15 protein-coding genes are annotated in these 20079 nt (G+C 57.0%); 7 read left to right on the forward strand and 8 right to left on the reverse strand.

Annotated features, from left to right (window positions below; genetic code table 11):
- Window positions 1-206 precede the first annotated feature (206 nt).
- Window positions 207-812 carry a hypothetical protein gene (locus tag AC6I8T_RS09330; RefSeq protein WP_208725533.1) on the forward strand — a complete coding sequence of 202 codons (606 nt, stop codon included), beginning with the start codon at window positions 207-209 and terminating at the stop codon, window positions 810-812.
- Between the two features lie 79 nt (window positions 813-891).
- Here AC6I8T_RS09330 and oqxB read toward each other — a convergent pair whose 3' ends face one another.
- Together oqxB and AC6I8T_RS09340 are read right to left on the reverse strand one after the other, a co-directional pair.
- Window positions 892-4044, reverse strand: a complete 3153-nt coding sequence (gene oqxB, locus AC6I8T_RS09335) for a multidrug efflux RND transporter permease subunit OqxB (protein WP_497830589.1) — start codon at window positions 4042-4044, stop codon at window positions 892-894.
- 18 nt (window positions 4045-4062) lie between these two features.
- The gene (locus AC6I8T_RS09340; protein WP_021185165.1) at window positions 4063-5217 is read right to left on the reverse strand and encodes an efflux RND transporter periplasmic adaptor subunit; all 1155 of its coding nucleotides are present in this window, start codon (window positions 5215-5217) and stop codon (window positions 4063-4065) included.
- A gap of 297 nt (window positions 5218-5514) precedes the next feature.
- Between AC6I8T_RS09340 and AC6I8T_RS09345 the strand changes: the two genes are divergently transcribed.
- The 3 genes from AC6I8T_RS09345 to AC6I8T_RS09355 all read left to right on the forward strand — a co-directional run bounded on the left by AC6I8T_RS09345 (window position 5515) and on the right by AC6I8T_RS09355 (window position 6640).
- Window positions 5515-5862 carry a helix-turn-helix domain-containing protein gene (locus tag AC6I8T_RS09345; protein WP_013508941.1) on the forward strand — a complete coding sequence of 116 codons (348 nt, stop codon included), beginning with the start codon at window positions 5515-5517 and terminating at the stop codon, window positions 5860-5862.
- An 86-nt stretch (window positions 5863-5948) separates the two neighbouring features.
- Window positions 5949-6374: a ribonuclease domain-containing protein gene (locus tag AC6I8T_RS09350; RefSeq protein ID WP_021185164.1), complete on the forward strand. Its 426-nt coding sequence runs from the start codon at window positions 5949-5951 to the stop codon at window positions 6372-6374.
- A 2-nt stretch (window positions 6375-6376) separates the two neighbouring features.
- On the forward strand, window positions 6377-6640 hold the full coding sequence (locus AC6I8T_RS09355; RefSeq protein WP_036626964.1) for a barstar family protein: 264 nt from the start codon (window positions 6377-6379) through the stop codon (window positions 6638-6640).
- Here the strand turns inward: AC6I8T_RS09355 and AC6I8T_RS09360 are convergent.
- From AC6I8T_RS09360 to AC6I8T_RS09375, 4 genes are all read right to left on the reverse strand, one after another.
- The gene (locus tag AC6I8T_RS09360) at window positions 6637-9000 is read right to left on the reverse strand and encodes a virulence factor SrfC family protein (protein ID WP_497833736.1); all 2364 of its coding nucleotides are present in this window, start codon (window positions 8998-9000) and stop codon (window positions 6637-6639) included. The two genes, AC6I8T_RS09355 and AC6I8T_RS09360, sit on opposite strands and share 4 nt — an antisense overlap.
- Window positions 8997-11969 carry a virulence factor SrfB gene (locus AC6I8T_RS09365; protein ID WP_208725382.1) on the reverse strand — a complete coding sequence of 991 codons (2973 nt, stop codon included), beginning with the start codon at window positions 11967-11969 and terminating at the stop codon, window positions 8997-8999. The genes AC6I8T_RS09360 and AC6I8T_RS09365 overlap by 4 nt, the downstream gene beginning before the upstream one ends.
- Window positions 11970-11971: 2 nt before the next feature.
- Window positions 11972-13288 (reverse strand): SrfA family protein, encoded by a 1317-nt coding sequence (locus AC6I8T_RS09370; RefSeq protein ID WP_497833737.1) that lies wholly within the window; start codon window positions 13286-13288, stop codon window positions 11972-11974.
- 141 nt (window positions 13289-13429) lie between these two features.
- Window positions 13430-14608 (reverse strand): benzoate/H(+) symporter BenE family transporter, encoded by a 1179-nt coding sequence (locus AC6I8T_RS09375; protein WP_497833738.1) that lies wholly within the window; start codon window positions 14606-14608, stop codon window positions 13430-13432.
- A 96-nt stretch (window positions 14609-14704) separates the two neighbouring features.
- Here AC6I8T_RS09375 and AC6I8T_RS09380 point away from each other — a divergent pair, with 96 nt between their 5' ends.
- The 3 genes from AC6I8T_RS09380 to AC6I8T_RS09390 all read left to right on the forward strand — a co-directional run bounded on the left by AC6I8T_RS09380 (window position 14705) and on the right by AC6I8T_RS09390 (window position 16326).
- On the forward strand, window positions 14705-15250 hold the full coding sequence (locus AC6I8T_RS09380; RefSeq protein ID WP_021185158.1) for a helix-turn-helix domain-containing protein: 546 nt from the start codon (window positions 14705-14707) through the stop codon (window positions 15248-15250).
- Window positions 15251-15334: 84 nt separating this feature from the next.
- Window positions 15335-15757: a MarR family winged helix-turn-helix transcriptional regulator gene (locus tag AC6I8T_RS09385; RefSeq protein ID WP_021185157.1), complete on the forward strand. Its 423-nt coding sequence runs from the start codon at window positions 15335-15337 to the stop codon at window positions 15755-15757.
- 17 nt (window positions 15758-15774) lie between these two features.
- The gene (locus AC6I8T_RS09390; RefSeq protein WP_021185156.1) at window positions 15775-16326 is read left to right on the forward strand and encodes an isochorismatase family protein; all 552 of its coding nucleotides are present in this window, start codon (window positions 15775-15777) and stop codon (window positions 16324-16326) included.
- 194 nt (window positions 16327-16520) lie between these two features.
- Here the strand turns inward: AC6I8T_RS09390 and AC6I8T_RS09395 are convergent, their stop codons facing one another.
- Together AC6I8T_RS09395 and pqqU are read right to left on the reverse strand one after the other, a co-directional pair.
- Window positions 16521-16739 carry a PIN domain-containing protein gene (locus AC6I8T_RS09395; protein ID WP_303464394.1) on the reverse strand — a complete coding sequence of 73 codons (219 nt, stop codon included), beginning with the start codon at window positions 16737-16739 and terminating at the stop codon, window positions 16521-16523.
- Window positions 16740-16788: 49 nt separating this feature from the next.
- On the reverse strand, window positions 16789-18915 hold the full coding sequence (pqqU, locus tag AC6I8T_RS09400) for a TonB-dependent receptor PqqU (RefSeq protein ID WP_497833739.1): 2127 nt from the start codon (window positions 18913-18915) through the stop codon (window positions 16789-16791).
- Window positions 18916-20079 lie beyond the last annotated feature (1164 nt).

A 20079-nucleotide genomic window follows, 5' to 3' on the forward strand; every position in this document is an offset into this window, starting at 1 on the left:
CGGCGCGATTTATCGCGCGCCTTTGACCTTGATGCCATAGTGAAAATCGCGCGACAAATCGCGCCGCTACGAAAGCCGGTGGTGCATTTGTTTGAGTCACCTCTCATTTTCTGCCTTACTATCCCTGCCTGCCTGCCTGCACTTCTCGACGCTTTAGATCAAGGTATAAAAGGGTAACTATTTTATTAATTCAAAAGGATTTCGAAATGAAATGCAGGCATGCTAAAGATTCTGACTTGGATAAGGTTTGTGACCTCCTCGCAAAAGAATTCTGTCATGACCCGATATATAAAGTTTTATTTTCTGGTCGAGATGATCGTGTCAATATTCTGCGGGACTATTTTCGTATTTACGTAAATATAGAAATTTATCGTAAAGGTACATTGCTTTCTGAAAATGATACGGACGTTTTAGTTTATATTCGGCCAGAATTCATTGCGGAGATCGTAGAAACTCATGCTCAAGCCGATGAGGAATTGCGTAAAGTATGTGGTTCAAGTTACAAGGCGGCTTCTGAACTTATAAATGGACTCGACCGTTTGCATCCCCTGAACCCACCCCATTATTTTATATCATTACAAGCTGTGCAACGTTCAGCCCGTGGAGGTGAAGTGGTGGAGAGTTTATTCAGGACGCTGCATGATATAATAGATAAAGATAAATTGCCATGTTACGCGGAATGTACAAGATTCAGTACCAGAACGCTAATCAGGAGATGGGGATATCGTGATGCTGATTTTCCACTTCATATTAGAGGGTTTCCTGACCTCTATCCTGTTTGGCGTGACCCGAAACAACTTTCCATGAAATAGAATGATTGGATAAAAGCCAGTCAGGCTTTACTGACTGGCATTAGAATTTGGTGAACGGATTTTTACATCAATCCTAACATCACACCGTCTGCACTTCACCTTCCGGCTGTTTCCGTGTCACCAGTTTACGTAGCGTCACATAAAACACCGGCGTCAGGAACAGGCCGAACAAAGTCACGCCCAGCATGCCGGAGAACACGGTAATCCCGGTAACGCCACGCACTTCGGCACCGGCACCTTCTCCGAGAATCAACGGGATGGTCCCGGCGATAAAGGCGATGGAGGTCATGACGATGGGGCGCAGACGCAGACGACAAGCTTCCAGCGCGGCCTCGACAATCCCTTTACCCTGCATCTCCAGTTCGCGGGCAAACTCGACAATAAGAATCGCGTTTTTACACGCCAGCCCCATCAGAACCACCAGCCCCACCTGCACAAACACGTTGTTATCACCGCCGGTCAGCCACACGCCAACCAACGCCGACAGCATGGTGACCGGCACAATCAGGATCACCGCCAGCGGTAACGTCCAGCTTTCGTACAATGCCGCCAGTACCAGGAAGGCCAGCAATACCGACACCGGGAACACAATAAACGCAGCATTACCCTGGGTGGATTGCTGATAACTGAGATCGGTCCACTCAATGTTCATTCCATTCGGCAACACCTGATTGGCGAGTGCTTCCACTTTGGTCATGGCCTGCGCCGATGACAGCACGCGAGGGTCAGCGTCACCAATCAAATCCGCCGCCGGGTAGCCGTTATAACGGATCACCGGATCAGGGCCGTAGGTGGTGGTGATATTCACCATGCTGCCGATTGGCACCATCTCGCCGCGATCGTTACGGGTGCGCAGGTTAGCAATATCCTGCACGCTGTCGCGGAAATCGCCATCTGCTTGCGCCATCACACGCCAGGTACGACCAAACTTATTGAAGTCATTGACATAGGAGGAGCCGAGATACACCTGAAGGGTGCTGAACAAATCGGTCAGCGACACGCCCTGTGCTTTGGCTTTATCACGATCAACCTGCACATCCAACTGCGGAACGTTGGCTTGATAGGAGGAGATCGGGAACATCATGCCAGGCGTCTGCATCACCGCACCGGAGAGGGTGTTGATCGCCGTTTGCAGCTCGCCATAACCCAGGCCAGCACGATCCTGCACGTAAAGGGAATAACCTGAACCCTGGCCGAGGCCCAAAATCGGCGGTGGCATGATGGAGAAACCAAAGCCCGCCTGAATTTTACTGATTTTGGCATTCAGCTCAGCGTTGATTTCCGCCGCACTGCGTTTACGCTGGTCAAACGGCTTGAGGCCAAAGAACACCGTCCCGGTATTGGGGGTATTGGTAAACTGCAAGGCGTTCAGGCCGGGGAAGGCGACCGCATAATCCACGCCTTCGGTATTCATACCGATCTCGCTCATCTTACGGATCACTTCATCGGTACGCGCCAGTGACGAGCCTTCCGGCATCTTCACGCCACCAATCAGGTACAGCTTATCCTGGGTTGGGATAAAGCCACCCGGTACGCTGTGGAACATCCAGCCCGCGCCTGCCAGCAGCAGCACATAGACGCCAAACACCGCACCGCGCCGCCGCAGGGTTTTACTGACCATCGATTGATAACCGTCAGCGCTGCGCTGGAAAAAGCGGTTGAACGGACGGAACAACCAGCCCAGCAACCGGTCAATCAGGCGCGACGGCATATCTTTCGGCGCATGATGATCCTTCAGCAGTTTCGCCGCCAGAGCCGGAGAAAGCGTAAGCGAGTTAATCGCCGAAATCACCGTCGAAATGGCGATGGTAACCGCGAACTGTTTATAGAACTGACCGGTAACGCCGGACAGGAACGCCATCGGCACAAACACCGCACACAACACCAGCGCGATAGCGATAATCGGGCCGGAGACTTCACGCATCGCCTGATGCGCTGCCGCGGTGGGCGATAATCCTTGCTCGATATTACGTTCGACGTTCTCTACCACCACAATGGCGTCATCCACCACGATACCGATGGCGAGCACCAGACCAAACAGGCTCAGGGTGTTAAGTGAGAAGCCGAGCAAATACAAGACGCTGAAGGTCCCCACCACTGAAACCGGCACCGCCAGCAACGGAATGATCGACGCACGCCAGGTTTGCAGGAACAGAATCACCACCAGTACCACCAGCACAATCGCTTCCATCAGCGTCTGTACCACGGCCTTGATCGAATCCCGCACGAACACCGTCGGGTCATAGGGCGCGGCCCACTGCACATCGTCCGGGAAGCGGGTCGCCAGTTCAGCCATTTTGGCGCGCACCGCGTTGGAGAGATCGATGGCGTTAGCCCCCGGTGCCTGGAAGATACCGATACCGACCGCATCTTTATTATTAAGCTGTGAACGCAGCGCATAGCTGCCAGAACCCATCTCAATTCGAGCGACATCACGCAGACGTACCAACGAACCATCATCGGCGGTTTTCAGGATGATATTGCCGAACTGCTGCTCGCTCTCCAGTCGTCCCTGGGTGTTGATCGACAGCAGGAAATCGCTCTCTTTCTTCAACGGTTCTGCGCCGAGCTGCCCGGCAGAAACCTGCACGTTTTGCTCCTGCATCGCCGTCACCACATCCGAGGCGGTCAGGCCACGCGCCGCCACTTTATTAGGATCAAGCCAGACGCGCATCGCATACTCACCGGCCCCGAAGATCTGAATCTGTCCCACGCCCGGCAGGCGGGCCAGTTCGTCTTTGACCTTCAGGGTGGCGTAGTTACGCAGATAGAGCGAGTCGTACTTACCCTGCGGCGAAAACAGGTGCACCACCAGCGTCAGGGTCGGCGACTGCTTCTGTGTGGTCAGGCCCAGTTGACGCACGGCCTCTGGCAGGCGCGCTTCCGCCTGTGCCACACGGTTCTGCACCTGAACCTGCGCCTGGTCAGGGTCAGTACCCGGACGGAAGGTGACGGTGGTCACCAGCACACCATCGGAACCGGCCACTGATTTCATATACATCATGTTTTCCACCCCGTTGATCGCCTCTTCCAGTGGCGTCGCCACCGAGTCGGCAATCACTTTGGGGTTGGCGCCGGGGTATTCTGCGCGCACCTGCACGCTGGGGGGCACCACATCGGGATATTCACTGATCGGCAGCAACGGAATGGCGATCAGCCCGGTAACAAATATCAAAATCGACAGCACAGCCGCGAAAATTGGCCGGTCGATAAAAAAGCGGGAGAAATCCATAACAGGCAGTCTCGATAATTATTGGGCGGCGCGCATCGCGACCGTTTGCGCAGTGACCGGCATGCCGGGCATAAACACTTTCTGCAAACCGTTAACGATGACCTTGTCTCCGGGTTTCAGTCCGTTCTGCACCACGCGCAGGCCATTTGCCAACTCGCCTGGCTGGATGTCACGGCGCTGGGCCTTACCGCTGGCATCGACCACGTAGACATACTTACGGTCCTGATCGGTCAGCACCGCTTTATCGTCAATCAGCAACGCGGTGAAATCGGCGCTACCGGGCAGACGTACGCGGGCAAACAGACCTGGCGTGAACTGACGCTGCTGGTTATCCAGCGTGGCGCGCATGCGGATGGTGCCGGTGCTGGCGGTCAACTGGTTATCGAGAAAATCGACTTTGCCCGGATGCGGATAGCCTTGCTCGCCGGTCAGGCCGATTTCCACTGGCAGCGCACCCCGGTTTTGTCCCTCACGGGCCATCGCCTGATAACGCAGATAGGTAGCTTCATCGACGTCGAAATAGACGTAGACGCGATCCTGCGACACCAGCGTGGTGAGGACGCTGGCGCTGTCACCGGCGGTCACCAGGTTACCGATAGTGATCATGGCGCGGCTGGCGCGACCATCAATCGGCGCGGTAACGCGGGTGAAATCGAGATTAAGCTGCGCCATATCCACCGCCGCCTGGGCCGACAGCACGGTAGCCTGTGCCTGGCTGGCCGCTGAGCGGCGCTGTTCTGCCTCTTCACGCGATACCGCCAGCGTGCCAATCAGTTTTTCGGTACGAGCCGACTCACTGCGTGCCAGCGCCGCCTGACTGCGGGCCTGCGCCAGTTCGGCCTGCGCCTGCTCCAGCGCCGCGCGATAGGTGCGATCATCAATGGTGAACAGCACCTGGCCTTTTTTCACTTCATCGCCTTCGCGATAATTCACCTGATCGATATAGCCGGATACGCGCGGTCGCAGCTGCACGCTTTGCACCGCTTCGATACGACCATTAAAACTGTCCCACTGGCTGACTTTCTGCTGTACCACCTGCGCCACACTCACTTCAGGCGGTGGCGGTGGGGCGTTTTTCGCCACACCGCTATCACAGCCGGCCAGCAGGCTTCCCAGCAGCACCATTCCTGACAGGCTTACGCCCAGACGAACCCCATATGTCTGCAGATGCATTGTAGTTATTCCGCGTTAGTCAAAAAATTGAAAGGTCATGTACAAAAAATTTTGCAACTTTGACGGTTGCATTAAAACGGGATGAGTGTAGGCTTGTGCAAACTGCTTCTGCAAGAATATCTGATACACTTTAAGTGCGGTTTTGATCGCAACGGATCATGCAGGGTAATACCCCTACGCGAAGTGCGGCATTTAATGCAATAATAAAACTTGCACTAAATGGCATAGTCAGTCACCCTTAAAGTGTAACTGCAACAGATACTGATACTGATCGCCACGGCGACGGGAGAAAATGGGATGATGAGCGACGCATTTATTCACGATCTGATCGACTGGATTGATAACAACATTGAAGCACGCCTGGATCTGGACACCGTAGCAGGGCGTGCCGGTTACTCGAAATGGCACCTGCAACGCATGTTCAAAGAGCACACCGGTTATCCGCTGGGTGAGTACATTCGTGCCAAGAAACTGAAAAAATCGGCAGACCGGCTGACCACCACTAACGAGCCGATTCTGAACGTGGCGATTTCGCTGGGCTTTGACTCGCAGCAGTCATTCAACCGCAGCTTCAAACGTCAGTATGGTGTGGCACCGGGTGCATGGCGTCGTCATGCCGGGCACCAGCCGAGCGTTATGCAGTAAACTCCGCCAGGGCCAGCATCGCTGGCCCGCGTTTTTCCCGCCTGAAAAGCTGCTATTATCGGCCTCCTGAAACTCAGGAAGTCACTATGTCAAAGAAACTCTGGATTGGATTAATTATCGCGCTGGTCGCCTCATGGGCCGGACTAAAACCGCATTTCTCCGCTGCACCCAAAACCAATATTGCGCAATTGACCGATGCCGAAACCGTCGCGCGCTGGCTGCAACAACATCATAAATTACCGGATCTCTACCTCACTAAAGGTGAAGCACGGCGCCAGGGCTGGAACCCCGGCAAAGGCAACCTGTGCGACGTGTTGCCCGGCAGGGCGATTGGCGGCGACCGTTTTGCTAACCGTGAGCAGCGGCTGCCACAACAGGCGGGACGCCAATGGTATGAAGCCGACGTCAATTACGATTGCGGCCACCGCGATGCCGATCGTCTGCTTTACTCTTCAGATGGCCTGATTTTTCTCACTACCGATCACTATCGCAGCTTTAAGCCGGTGCCCTGATGATGCTGAACCTGACCTTTGATTTCCGGCAACTGCCCGACCGCGAGGCGTTTTATGCTGCGCTGGTGCGGCAGAGCCACTGCCCGTTCGCCTTTGGTAACAATCTTGATGCGTTGTGGGATTGGCTGACAGGCGGTATGGCGCTGCCAGCAACCCTGCATTTGCGCCATGTTGATGAGAGCAACGTGGAATTCGCGCCCGTGCTGGCGCTGCTGGAAGAGGCGGTGGCGCAGCTCGAGGGTGAACTGCGCCTGGTGCGTGATTAAGCGTGCAACGCCAGTAGCATCATCGCCAGTGTCTGGCGGGCGGCGGCAGGTAAATCGCCGCCGCCGGTATAGCCGTTGTTCTCCACAATCACGCTGTTCAGCCCCACCAGCCAGTCGTAGATATAGTAGGCCGTGTGGTTAGCCGGGGCGGCAGAGAGACGCGTCAGACGTTGGCCGGACGAGAAATTGACGCTCGGGGCGGGTGGACGGGCGAAGATCGTCTGGCCACGATTGACGCGGCTGGCCGGACGTTCGCTCTCCGGGCGCTGCAAAAAGCCCAGCCAGGCAACAAAGTCCCCCAACACCGTCATCGCGCGGGACACCTGACGATCGGTGCGCGCCTCATGCGCGCTGGCCTGCGCCTCCGGCTCGTTCAGCGCCGTCTGCAAGGTGTTCAGCATGTTGTGACGGAAGCTGGCGGTAATTAACTCCTCCACCAACAACTCCAGCGTCGGTTTATCGACGTTGAGCAGCGCCAGCAGACTCCGGCTCTCCGGCAACTGACGCAGATGATCCAGCCACAGGGCGAAGACCAGGTGCGGAAATTGCTGATCGCGCTGACCGCCGTGATTGCGCGGTTCTGCCGCTGCCACCGGTTCATCTTTAAACAGATCAAATTCAAAACCGATGCCGAAATAGCTTTGCTCTGCGGCTGCGCTGGCGACTTTATGCTGCGTGCCGCTGTTGCTCTGGCTCAGCCACAATTGACGCACCGCCTCACGCGACGGTTGTAAACGCTCCAGCAATTCGCCGTGCAGGCCGGTGCGATGTTGCAGGCATTTCAGTAAGGTGTCGGCAATGCTTTGCTTACGCGCCGCTTGCTCTGGCGAAGCGCTGGCTTCGGTCCAGGGTTGCAGACGATCCACCAGGGTATGTTGCAGCGTACTCAGTTGCGACGCCAGACGATCACGGCGCGCATCCGGCTGCATTTCATCCTGCAACCAACTGCCCATCCGATCCACTCCGGCGCGATCCAGCGCCAGCATCGACCCCCAGCTCTGACCCGGCTGACCAATCTGGCGTTGTACCGCTTCATCGACGTTGATCTGCTGATGACGTGCATCATAAGGGGTGATGGCCCAGATCAGCCGCGGCTTCTCTCCGCTGGCCGGTACCGGTTGATGCAGATGCCACTCGCGCAGCGCCTGGCTGGCGAGATCGGCGTCCTGACGCTGGCTGGCGGCGGTACAGATCAACAGCAGGTCGATATCCTGACGCGCAGCGTACCAACCTGGCAGCAAGGCGCGTTTCTGTTCCAGTAAGGTGGCGCGCAGCGCATCTCGCGTTTGCAGACGGTGGCGCTCCTCCTGTTGGCCACGATCGGCTGGGGTACCCGGCGCGGGCAGCTCCAGCATATCGGCCTCATCATATAACGCCTGGCGTGGCGTCGAGCTAAGCGGAATGGTGATTTCCAGTGTCAGCAACGCCAGCAGACCCAGGGGCACCTGCTGCGCTTTACCCACCCGGTTCGCGACCACCGGGCACACCTCAATCATCTCCTGCAAGTCGGCATCGCTGCCAATCAACTTCTCGGCGGGCAGTGACGTGTCATCCACCAACAGGCTGAGTGGGGCCATGACCCGTGGGGCATGACGTAACTGATGGCGCAAATGCATCAGGCTGCGCAGGCTTTCGCTTAATGAGTTTTGGCCCGGCCACAGCAAGGCGAACAACTGTACGCGGTCGTCAACATTCAGCCACGGAGCGAGGCTAATGGCCTGCGGCCAGAAATGACGATCCAGCACCTCGGCGTGACGGTGATGGCGGCGACTCCACGCCCATAAAGTGACCAACGCATCGCTTTCCAGACCTGGCTGGATGTCACTTTGGCGATGCCGCTGTAAACGTTGTAGCGCGCTGTCGAGAGCCGTGGTGTCCGGCTGTAATTCCGGGGTGGCGCAGGCCAACATCAGACGGATCAGCTCAACCTCGCTCAGCAATGTCATCTCCAGCGGCCAGGCGTTGGAGGCCGTTTCGCGCTGGTGACTAAAACGTGTGGCGATGGCGAAATCGAGGTTGCCGGGATTGATATGCTGGAAATAGTTAAAGGTTTTGTCGCCAGGGGTGGTCATCAACTGTCCCTGGGCATCACCCACCATCTCGCTCAATAACCAGGCTTTGCCCGCCTGTGACTGACCAAACAACGCCAGCGTCACGGGGCGCGCGAGCTGGCGCGCCAGCGCGTGGCTCTCCACTCTGGCACGGCGCAGTTGCAGACTCAGGGTGTCGCCTTCCATGCTCAGACGCGTGGAGTGAGCCTGCTGGTTTTCAACCCAATTCAGAGCACCATCAAGGGTTTCCTGGAGCAGACTGAGACGTTTGGCCAGCGTGGCCTGTGGTTGTTTTTTTGCGGTTCTCATTTTTTGCAGACGCTCCCGCTGTCGATCCAGTATTGCGCATTCGCATTGCCCGTGGCGGAAAGCGTATTCAGTTTCAGGCTCAGTTGTTCCAGAGGCACGCGGCTGCCGTCGTCGAGACGCGCATCGCTCAGCACCAGACGTTCCGGTCCGGCGTTATCCGGGCCAGGTTGCACCGCCAGCTTGATGCGCAGCACGCTTTCCCCGGCGACTTTACGCGCCAGTTGTGGATCGATAATGCTCAGGCTGTAAAGGGGCGATGCGGGCCAGCGATCGTTCTCCAGTTGGCGGAAGCCAAGGCAGACGTTGCCGCGAATGCGGAAGCTGCTTTTGCGGTCCAGCGCAAAGCTGTGGCTGTCGAGATCGATCTCGCTGTAGCACAGGTTGTCATCGCTCAGCGCCTGCGTTTCATCCAGCACGCCGAGGTAGCGAATGGTGGAGTAAGGTTCAAAATCACCGGCGCGGAACCAGAAGCTGCTGAGACGCAGATCGAGCGCCAGCAGACACAGCATGGCACCGACGGCTGCGGTGGATTTCGGGTTATCAATGCGTCCCTGTTTGTTGAACGGATACCAGTCGCTGGTGTGATACCCCTCCAGCGAAAGAATGCGGCTGCCCGGTAACGGTTGCAGATGACGCACCAGCGCCTGGATGCCAGGGAAGCGTGACGGGCGACCGGTCAGCAGCAGCACGTCGCATTGATAGAGCGACACCACTTCGCACATGGCGCGCAACGCCGGGATGATCGCCATACGGTGTTGCAGGAACTCGCCATGCAATTGCGCGAGGCTGACCACCAGCGGCACCTCCAGCAGATCGAAACGGCTGTCGCCGCCGAGGGTGCGCTGGATTTCACCGTTGATAAATGCCAGCACGGCATTGCTGGGCTTTTGTGGTACCAGTTCGCCAAACAGCGCGTTGATCTCGCTGTAGCTGTCGAGCGGGTCCCAGTTTTCATAACGTTCCAGCACCGCCTGCGCCAGCGGGATAAACAGCTGCAACGTCACCTGCTGGCGCAGAGTGGCTTGTCCGTCCATGCGGCTGTCATGGCCGAACAGTTTATTCATCAGCGGTTCCGGCAAGGTCAGACCGGCTTTCTGCAAGCTTTGCTGCAACGCAGGCAGGACCCATAGCTGAATCACATCCAGCAGAATGTCGTCCCCGGCCACCTTGAAGCCTTCGCGGAACAACAGGCGTGGGGTGATTTTGACGTTATTACCCTGGCCGTCGTCGAGGCGATATTGGGTAATCGCGAGGTCGGTGGTGCCGCCGCCAATATCGATGGAGGCGATGCGCAGGCTCTTACCCGGCAGTTCATCAGCGTCACGCGGGCGATCCGGGCGGGCCATGCTGGTGAAGAAATCCTCTGCGCGACCGGCAAAGTTGACCTGCGTTTCGTTGAACAACCACACCATCTGGCCGCAGGTGGCTTCGTCCCACTCCATCTGCACATCCGGCACCGGGCGCAGGCTTTTCGCCAGAGTCGCGGCGGAAAACGCGTCTTCGGCCGGATGCCAGCCTTCCGCTTTCCACACCAGCGCGATGGCTTCCTGCATACGACGACGGAAAATTTCCCGTTCCGGTTTTGGCATGGCCGAGGGCAGCGTAAGGATCACATGACGCAGTTGACGCGGGGCCTGGCTTTGCGGCATGCGCTGACGTTGAGCGACGCTGTTCATCTGCATCATCGCCTGTGCCAGCAGTTCGCACAGCATAAAGGTCATTAGCGAACTGCGGCTGTAGCTGGCGGAGAACACCGGCAGGCGCTCATCCTCAGCCAGCGCGTGCAGCGGCTGGCCTTCATCATTCAGCAGCAGGGTAAAGGGCAAGGCGGTCGCCTGGGTTTCATCACCGCTGCCGTTGGCATTGAAACGCCAGCCGGGCTGATAACGGGCTTCATCCCACAGATAACGACGCGGGCTGGAAAGGCCGGTGCTGCCTTCGGTACCAGCACGCAACAGCGCCAGACGGCTGGCCTCGCGGCCCACACGCGTCAGCGACGGCCACATAAAGGCATTTTCGCGACCACTCTCCAGCGAGAAATTGGCCTTGCCGAAGCGGGGTTCGGCAAACTCCAGGCGGCTGTCGAACAATTCGTTATACACCTGATGCGGTTCAGACAGGTCACGCAGTTGCAGCTCATAAGTCTGGCGCAGGCCGTTGCTCTCCTCGGCGTGATCTTCCACCAGGATGCCGCAGGTGTGTGAGTTGCCAACATCGAGAATGATATCGACATTCACCGCCGGAGATTGCAGCGACGCGGCCTGAATGGCGATCTCCGCCAGATCAAGCTGTTCGCCCAGCAACTCCAGCACATTGAGGTAATGCGCCTGGTACTCAAACTCGCGCAGCGCCTGCACCAACTCTTGCTCGCGGCGTGATTCCAGTGCGGTAACCTGCTGGCTGAAGGTTTCACGCAGCCAGCCATCAACCCAGGTCAGGTCAAGAAATTCACCCAGTTCATAATTATGCCAGGCGAGGGCAAAGCTGACGCCGTTTTGCGCATCGGCCTGGCTCAGGCCAAGCTGCTCGCCACCGTCGTTCTCCGCCACCAGGCGGGTATCGAAGGCGAGGGTGATACGGTGGGTATTGCCCGCCGCATCGGGTTGGGACAGGGGAGCCAGACGCAGACGCGCCCAGTTTTCCGGTCCACCAATAAAGCGACGACCACTGGTGCAACGCAACACCGGCAGCGGTAACCATTGATTCGCCAGCAACGTCAGGGAGTCGGCCAGCGCGATATCCGATTCCGGGCGCACCACTTCCGGTGCGCTGCCATCTTCGGGGTAGAGCAGAAACTTGCCGCTGTTGCCGTCAATGTTAAGGCGCAGCAGCGGGCCGTTTGCCGTCTGGCGTACAAACTGACGGCGCGCCTGTAATGAAGGCAGACGCAGGCCGAAGTCGAGAAATTGCACACCGCTATCTTCAATCAGCGTGATTCTTTGTTTGTCATCGATGAGGGGCGCTAACATGGTTACTTACTCTCACGCTTAATCGTCAACGGGAAAACCTGATCCGCGCCATATTGCGCGTCACAGCTGGCGATACCATCGCCTTGTTTACACACCAGTTCCGGCATGCGGTAGCGTGATTTATCGCTACAGCTGGCGGTATAGCGGCTGCGAACCACCATGGTGCCAGCGCTGGTCATGGCGGCGGTGACATCGGCCTTGCAGCGAATGCCATCGCCCTGGGTAATCAGCGCTGTGCCTTTGCCGTTTTTAATCTGATAACGCAGACTCGGCGGTTTACCGGTTGGCAGGTTGGTCTGACGCAGGGTGACGCGCCAGCGACCATCCAGGAAACGTACCGAACCGACGCGCACGTCTTCGGCGGTGATCACCAGATCATCGGCTTTGGCTGGCGCGGTAGGCACCGGCGCAGCAACCTCAACCACCGCAGGCGCGACGGGCGCTGCGGGCGGCGGCGCGGTCACGGTGGCGCTGGCCTGCGGCAGGGTGGTAGCCAGTTTTTCCGCCTGCGCAAACACCGGCGGTGGCGCGATCGGCTGGCTGACAACCGGAGCGGGCGCAGCGGCCGCCACGGGGGCCGCGGCTTGCGGGGTGCTGTGCAACCACCAGGCGGTTCCTGCGGCGGCAGCCAGCGCTACCGGGATCAGCAGCAACCACGGGCGCAGGGATTTGCTGGCGGCAGGGGGCTGGACGGCGGCGATTACCGGTTCGGGTTCGCTCTCTTCCGGCTCAGGCTCAATGATCGGCTCCTCCGGTTCGACTTCCGGTTCGGCCAGCACAATCGGTGTGTCCACCACCGGCGGCGGTTCCGGCAACAGCGACGGCAGTTGCTCGTCAAGGCTGTCACGCAGACAGGCCAGTGCGTCATCACGCGAGCGGGCCTGCGGATCGACAAAGCCCCAGAAGGTAATCACCGGTTTGCCATCCACCAGATAGACGTATTGCTGATCGGGGAATTGCAGGGTTTTACTCAGCAGCGCACCAAACAACCGCATCGCCGGGTTTTCTGCCTCACGCGCGCGCAGGCTCAGCGCCTGCAAATCCTGTTGATTGAGGGTGAGTTGTTCCAGCGCCTGACGACGTTCGTGATCGCTGGCCGCCAGCCATGAACGGACTTTGCCGCTAAAGGGGGCGTACCAGTCGAGGCGATCACCGCGTTCATTGGGTTGTGGGATGGCGAGACAGTTCGCCAGCATGGTTTGGCGGCGTAGCCGCAAGGTTTCGCGAATTTGCAGAGCAGAAGCCCAGACGGGCTGGCCGTTCTCACCCAGTGCCAGAACCGCGTCAAGATTGCCGCTGCGCAGAAAAGTTTTTGCCACTCGTTGGCCCTTATCGGTGAATGTCTGAGGCAGAAAAAATCGATTTTGGTGATCTTAAGCCAAATAAGGGCAAATCAAACGGCGGAAATAAGGGGGAAAACAGGGCGGTTTTCCCCGGCTGGAGGATGAGTTGTAGAAAATTTAACCGCGTGCGCGCGGCATCAGCACCAGATGCGTCAGCATCCCGCCGACCAGTCCCCAGAAGGCAGCGCCGATACCCAGCAGCGACACGCCGCTGGCGGTAATCAGAAACGCCACCACCGCGCTATCACGCAGTTGCGGTTCCGCCAGCGCGCGATGCAGGCTACCGGACAGCGTCGCCAGCAGCGCCAGACCGGCCAGCGTGGCAATCAACACCTGCGGCAGCGCGCTGAACAGCACCGCAATCAGCGCGCCGGTTAGCCCGGTGAGCAGATAGAAGAAACCGGCCAGCGCTGAGGCCATCCAGCGTTGTTTGGGATCGGGATCGACCTCTTCACCCATACAGATGGCGGCGGTGATGGCGGCAATACAGACGGAAAAGCCACCAAAGGGCGACAGCACCAGTGCCAGCAGCCCGGTCCAACTGGTCAGTGCCGAAATCGGCGGCTGATAACCGTGCGCCTGCAAGGTGGCGATGCCGGGGGCATTTTGCGACGCCATCGTCACCAGAAAATAGGGCAGGCCGACGCCAATCAGGGCGGTCAGCGAGAAGTGGGGGGTAATCCACTGCGGCACGCTGAGGCTCAGTGACTGCGGCGGGAAATGAATGCTGTGTTGCCCAAGCGCCACCAGCACCCCGGTGACCAACGCGAGGATAATCGCATAACGCGGTAACCAGCGACGACTCAGCAACCACACCAGGCACATGCAGCCGCACAGCGCAAAATTACCCTGTAAACCGGTAAAGGTATTCAGGCCGAAGCGCAGCAGGATCCCCGCCAGCATCGCGGCGGCCAGCGACTGCGGAATATGGTTCATCAGGCGCGCAAACAGGCCAGTGACGCCACTCAGCACAATCAAGGCGTTGGTAAAGACAAACACGCCAATCACTTCATTAAGGGTCAGGCCGTGCAGACTGGTCGCCAGCAGCGCTGCGCCGGGTGTCGACCAGGCGGCCAGAATAGGCATTCTGGTCCACAGCGATAACCCGAGCGAGGCAACGCCCATGCCAATACCCAGCATTGAGAGCCAGCCGCCAATTTGTGCCGGAGAGGCACCGGCAGCCTGCGCCGCCTGAAAAATAATCGCAGCTGAACTGCTGTAACCCACCAGCACGGCAATAAACCCTGAAATCAGTATGGGGAGTGAAAAGGTGCTGCGCGGGGCGGTGGTGATCATAGCAGGTGTTCCGGTTGTGCGTTATAACGCACATTGTGGCATGGGACGCTATAGCGCACAAGTGATACACTGCGCGCGAGCTTGTCTGGAGATCCTATGGAAAATCTGCATCAACATCTGAGCCTGGCGTTGAAACAGTTGCGTCAGGCCAATGGCTGGAGTCTGACGCTGGCGGCGGAACGCACCGGCGTCAGCAAGGCGATGCTTGGCCAAATCGAACGCGGCGAGTCCAGCCCGACCGTGGCGACCCTGTGGAAAATTGCCACTGGCTTCAACGTGCCGTTTTCGTTCTTTATTCAGGGGAGCGAGCAGCCACCCGGCGCCGCTGCCACCTTTAGCCAGAGCAATGCGCAAATGCTGGCAAAATCGCTGCTGCCCTACGACGCGCAGCTGCGATTTGACCTGCTGGAAGTGACGCTGGCCCCCGGCGCGCAAAGTGATTCTTCACCGCACGAAACAGGGGTGATTGAGCAGGTGGTGGTGCTGGAGGGCGAGTTGTTACTGGGCGTTGAGGGCACCTGGCGTCGTCTGCAACCCGGACAAGCCAGCCAGTTTGCCGGTGATAAACCGCACAGCTACCGTAATCCTCTTAGCACGCCGCTGCGTTTTCATAGCCTGATCCACTATCCGCATCGGGCGTAAGGCTTACAAATTGATACGAAGGTAAACTACACAGTTTGCCTTCGTATTTATATACTCGCTTTTCATTGTAAGGGAGACGTCGCTATGAGCGATCTGAACAGCGCCGCCGCGTTGCTGCGTAGCGTCAACGGCAAACTGGGACGCCGTTTGCGCGAATCGGCCCCGCCGGGTGACCTCACCTGGTCGCAAGTTGCAGTACTCGGTTATCTGGTGCGTGATGGTGCCATGACGATAACCGAACTGGCGGCGGCAGAAGGGGTGCGAACCCAGTCGATGGGCGCAACCGTTGCCAGCCTGGTCACGGCCGGGATGGTGCTGGGCGAAGCTGACCCGCACGATGGTCGCAAAACGCGCTACCATCCTACGAAAGCCTGCCGCGCGCTGGTGGCGGCCAATCGTGCCCAGCGTGATGACTGGCTGGTACGCAGCATGGCGACGCTCAACCCGCAGGAACAGCAGACGCTGCTGGCGGCCATTCCCTTACTGCAACGACTTGCCGACCAATAATCCTGAGAGGACCCGAGATGGCTGTAACAACTTTAGATGCAAAAACCGCCCTGATTGTGATTGACCTGCAACATGGGATCGTGGCGCTGCCTGTGGTGCACGACCCGAAAGTGGTGATTGAGCGTTGTCAGCGTCTTACTGATGCCTTCCGTGCGCACGATCTGCCGGTGGTGCTGGTGAATGTGGCGGGTGGTGCGCCAGGCCGTAACGAGCAGGCGCGTCATAGCGGTGAACTGCCGGCTGACTGGGCGGTACTGGTGCCGGAAATGACCCCACAACCGGGCGACATTAGCGTGACCAAGAAAACCTGGGGTGCCTTCCACAACACCGGTCTGCATGAGCAGCTGCAACAACGCGGTGTCACTCAGGTGGTGGTGTGCGGTATCGCGACCAGCATCGGTGTGGAGTCTACCGCGCGTCAGGCGTATGAACTCGGTTACAACGTCACGCTGGCGACAGACGCCATGACCTGCCTGAATGCGGATACCCATCAGAACAGCGTGGAGCGTATTTTCCCGCGCCTGGGCGAAACCGGTTCAACCGAGGATGTGTTGGCGCTGTTGGGTTAATAAACATTGCGCGATGAATCGCGCCGCTACGATTTACCACCCCCGCTCGTAGCGGCGCGATTTACCACACACGCTTGTAGCGGCGCGATTTATCGCGCTAATCCCACGGATTCAACAGCATCAACCCCTCCCGGTAAAATCTCGCACATTACGCGTTACCAGAACCATGTCATGATGAATCGCCGTAGTGGCAATTAACGCATCCGTCGCCGGGCGCACAGGCGGCAGACAGCGCTGTCAATATCCAACGTCCTCCAGGCAAATTCAATCAGCACCCGTTCTTGATACCAGCGCTGCAAACGGTGGGCCTGCGTCGGATCTTTACGCGCAAATTTAAGGATACCTTTTTCAATTTCTATCAACGTGAGGGCGGAGATACACATATCCTCCGCATTGAGGCTATATCTAAGCATAAAAAAAGCCCTGCCAAACATCATGTCTGACAGGGCTTTGTTTTTTTAATTACTGGAACGCGTAGCTCACGGTCAGGCCGACGCTGTAGTTACGACCCGGCGCCGGTTCGTAATAGCGGCCATTACTCTCGTTAACGATCACCGAACCGATGTAGTTGCGGTCGAACAGGTTATCGACGCGACCAAACAGATCCAGCGTCCAGCTCTCTTTAATCAGCCACTTATAACCACTGTTCAGGCCCACCACGGTGTATGCCGGGGCTTTCACATCGTTTTCATCATCGGCGGCGATGTCGCTCATATAACGCACATCGGCTCCGGCATACCAGCCCAGATCCGGCGCATAAGACAGACCGGCATACGCCATGCTGCGCGCGATCCCCGGAATGCGGTTGCCGTCACAGCTCTCGGTGCCACAGGCGTTGCTGCGGTAGCGTGCATCGAGCAGCGTCCAGGCAGCCTTCACACGCCAGTCTTCGCCAAATTGCTGATCAAGGCCCAGCTCAAGACCACGACGACGGGTTTGTCCGGCATTTTTGTAGCTGGTGCGCCCGTTGCTGCTGCTATCCGCAACGATTTCGTTATCCGTATCGGTCTGGAAAATGGCAGCAGTGAGCAGGCCGTAACCAATGCGTTTTTTGCTACCCAGTTCGATCGTGTCGCTGGTGGCCGGTTTCAGACCGAGGTTAAGGCCGGACTGGCCGTCAGAACGGTAGGACAACTCATTGATGGTCGGGGTTTCGAAACCACGCCCCGCAGAGACATAAGCATTCCAGCTATCATCAATGGCGTATTTCAACGACGCGGCAGGCAGCCAGCGGTGGTAACGCGCGTTGCCGCTGTCGTCGCCGTTGCCGGAGGTGATGTAGAAATCGTTGGAGTCGAAATTGACGGTGCTGAAACGCACACCGGCATCCAACGACCATTTATCGGTTAGCTGCCACGCGGTTTGCACGTAAGGATCAAGGTTCCACATCAGATTGCGTTCATTACGACGCATATCCCCCATCACGCCGTAATCGGTGACGCCGTTACTGGTGGTGAAGTTCTCGTAGCCTTTGCGGCGTTCAGTCATGGTTTCATAATCAAGACCGCCGGTCAGCGTTACCGGGATGGTGAACAGCGTATCGCGATGCGTCCAGCGGGTATCGATGCCCTGATAATGGCGGGTCAGGGAGATTACGCCGCCCGGATGGGCTGGGCTGGTCTGCGAGCTTGCCGGAATCGACTGATACTGCGTGGTTTCGCGTACCCCGGCATACATCATCACGCTCAGGTCGTCGTTTTCACTCATCTGGCGCTGATAATGCAGGCCGCCCTGGGTCTGATCGACGGTTTTACGCGCATTGTACAGGCTGACGTTGCTGACCACCTGACGCGGGTTCTGCTCCCATTGCGCCTGGGTTAAACCGCCGGGATCCTGTGCATCGACATGCACGCTGTTGAACAGCAGCGTCAGGGTGCTGACATCATCAATGCGTACGCCGAGCTTGGCGTTGCCGAGGTTCTTTTCTGCTGAGCTGTGATCGCGATAGCCGTGGGTGGTAAAGCGTGAGGCTGAAATGGTGTAGTTGACGTCACCGGCATGGGTGCCATCGCCCGTCGCGCCACTGGCTTTGACGCTGTTGCGCCAACTGCCATAGCTGCCGTACCAGGTGCTGGCTTCCAGCGTGGTGGGCTGCTGCCCGGTTTGGGTGTCTACGTTGATCACCCCACCGGACGAGTTACCGTACAGCGCCGAGAAGGGACCGCGCAGCACTTCAACATGGTCAATCGAGCCGATATCAACGTTGGAGGTCTGACCCTGGCCGTCCGGCATGGTGGCGGGAATGCCGTCGACATACATGCGGATGCCACGCAGGCCATAGGTGGAACGCGAACCAAAACCGCGCACCGAGATTTGCAGGTCCTGGGCATAGTTCTGGCGGTTCTGAATTTGCATGCCCGGCACGCCCATCAGATTTTCTGACAGGTTAACGCGCGGGGCCGCGTGACGCATATCGTCGCCGGAGACGACGCTGACCGCCGCAGGCGTATCGAGTTCAGATAAACCGGAACTGTCGGGAGTGGCACTGACCACCAAGGTGTTGCTGGCATCATCAGCGGCCAGCAGTGGCAACGGAAACACCGCAGGCAGCGCCAGCCACAGCGCCTGGCGCAGTAAAGCTATTTTCATTATGAAAGACCGTAATAAATGAAAGGAAATGAACCGGTTGGAACATAATGAGACATATGTTAATAGTTTTTACCCAGGCTGGCATTACATTTTAAGCTATTTGCCCAATAAAAGGCTGTTACCGTCAGGGGAATAGCAGGGACGGTGAACACATCTGCGGGGGCGGGAGTACTATGGATAGGTTGTCAGGACGTGTTCTATCTGGTTGGACATCGATTTATAAAATTTAAACTGCTCTCCCGCTATGTTGAGAAAAACCGCCTCGTGTATACGCAAGGAATTGAATTTTCTCTTCTTATCTTCAGCGATTCGTATCCGTAAATCTTTAATTATTATTGAACGGTATCCATCATTACCGGGTATTTCTGTCAGGATGCCGTGATAAAGGGTCGCAGGGTCAGATATTTCGTAGAAAGCAACGTCAGCGTCCATTTATTTAACCTGATTAAGCACGGGAGGCTCCCCGCATCATAATTATATCCCGGTATTTTTTCTGCAATGGGAACTAAGACAATCCTGAGGTCATTTTAAGACTGAGTTAACCTCACGACGCGGGTACTGTTGAAATAAAAGAAAGGGGTTCGCCCGGTATTTATAAATAGCCGCTTTAAACCGAGCGGCTATTTTATCTCAGATTACGAACGTGTCGCGATAGGGATACGAAAATCAGTGTGCGTGATTTCTTTAAAAGGATGATTTCCGTAGCGATGACTGAGATTCAGCAGAAGGTGATTTATTGGCTGTCTTCAAGGTTTCTCTGGCAACAGAGTTAGCTCTCGACGAGATGGTGGAAGCAAGATATCCAGTTTGCGTATGCATGTGCTCCACAGGCATGGTTTTATCGTAGTACCAGATTTTATTTATACTTTTATCGTAGCTCACTTTCTTCTTTGAAGAATCACCCGGATTAATATGTGAAGCGTTGAGATGGTTTTCCATTATTCAGGAATTAGAGGAAATTGTTTTGTCGGTTGTGTTGTTTATTGTCAGTGAGAATTTAGTAGGTGAGTGGTTTTTTTTCAATTTTTTGACTGAGTATACCTGTACCGGAAATAATTATCATAATGCCCTCCATTAGCTAATTGATTCTCAGTTCCTGTTATTTCTCACCTTGCTTAACGTATACAGCAAGTGGTCATTTTTACTCCAGCAACAAGAATAGCC

Source organism: Pantoea sp. X-Soil-OKNW-556 (assembly GCF_059730695.1).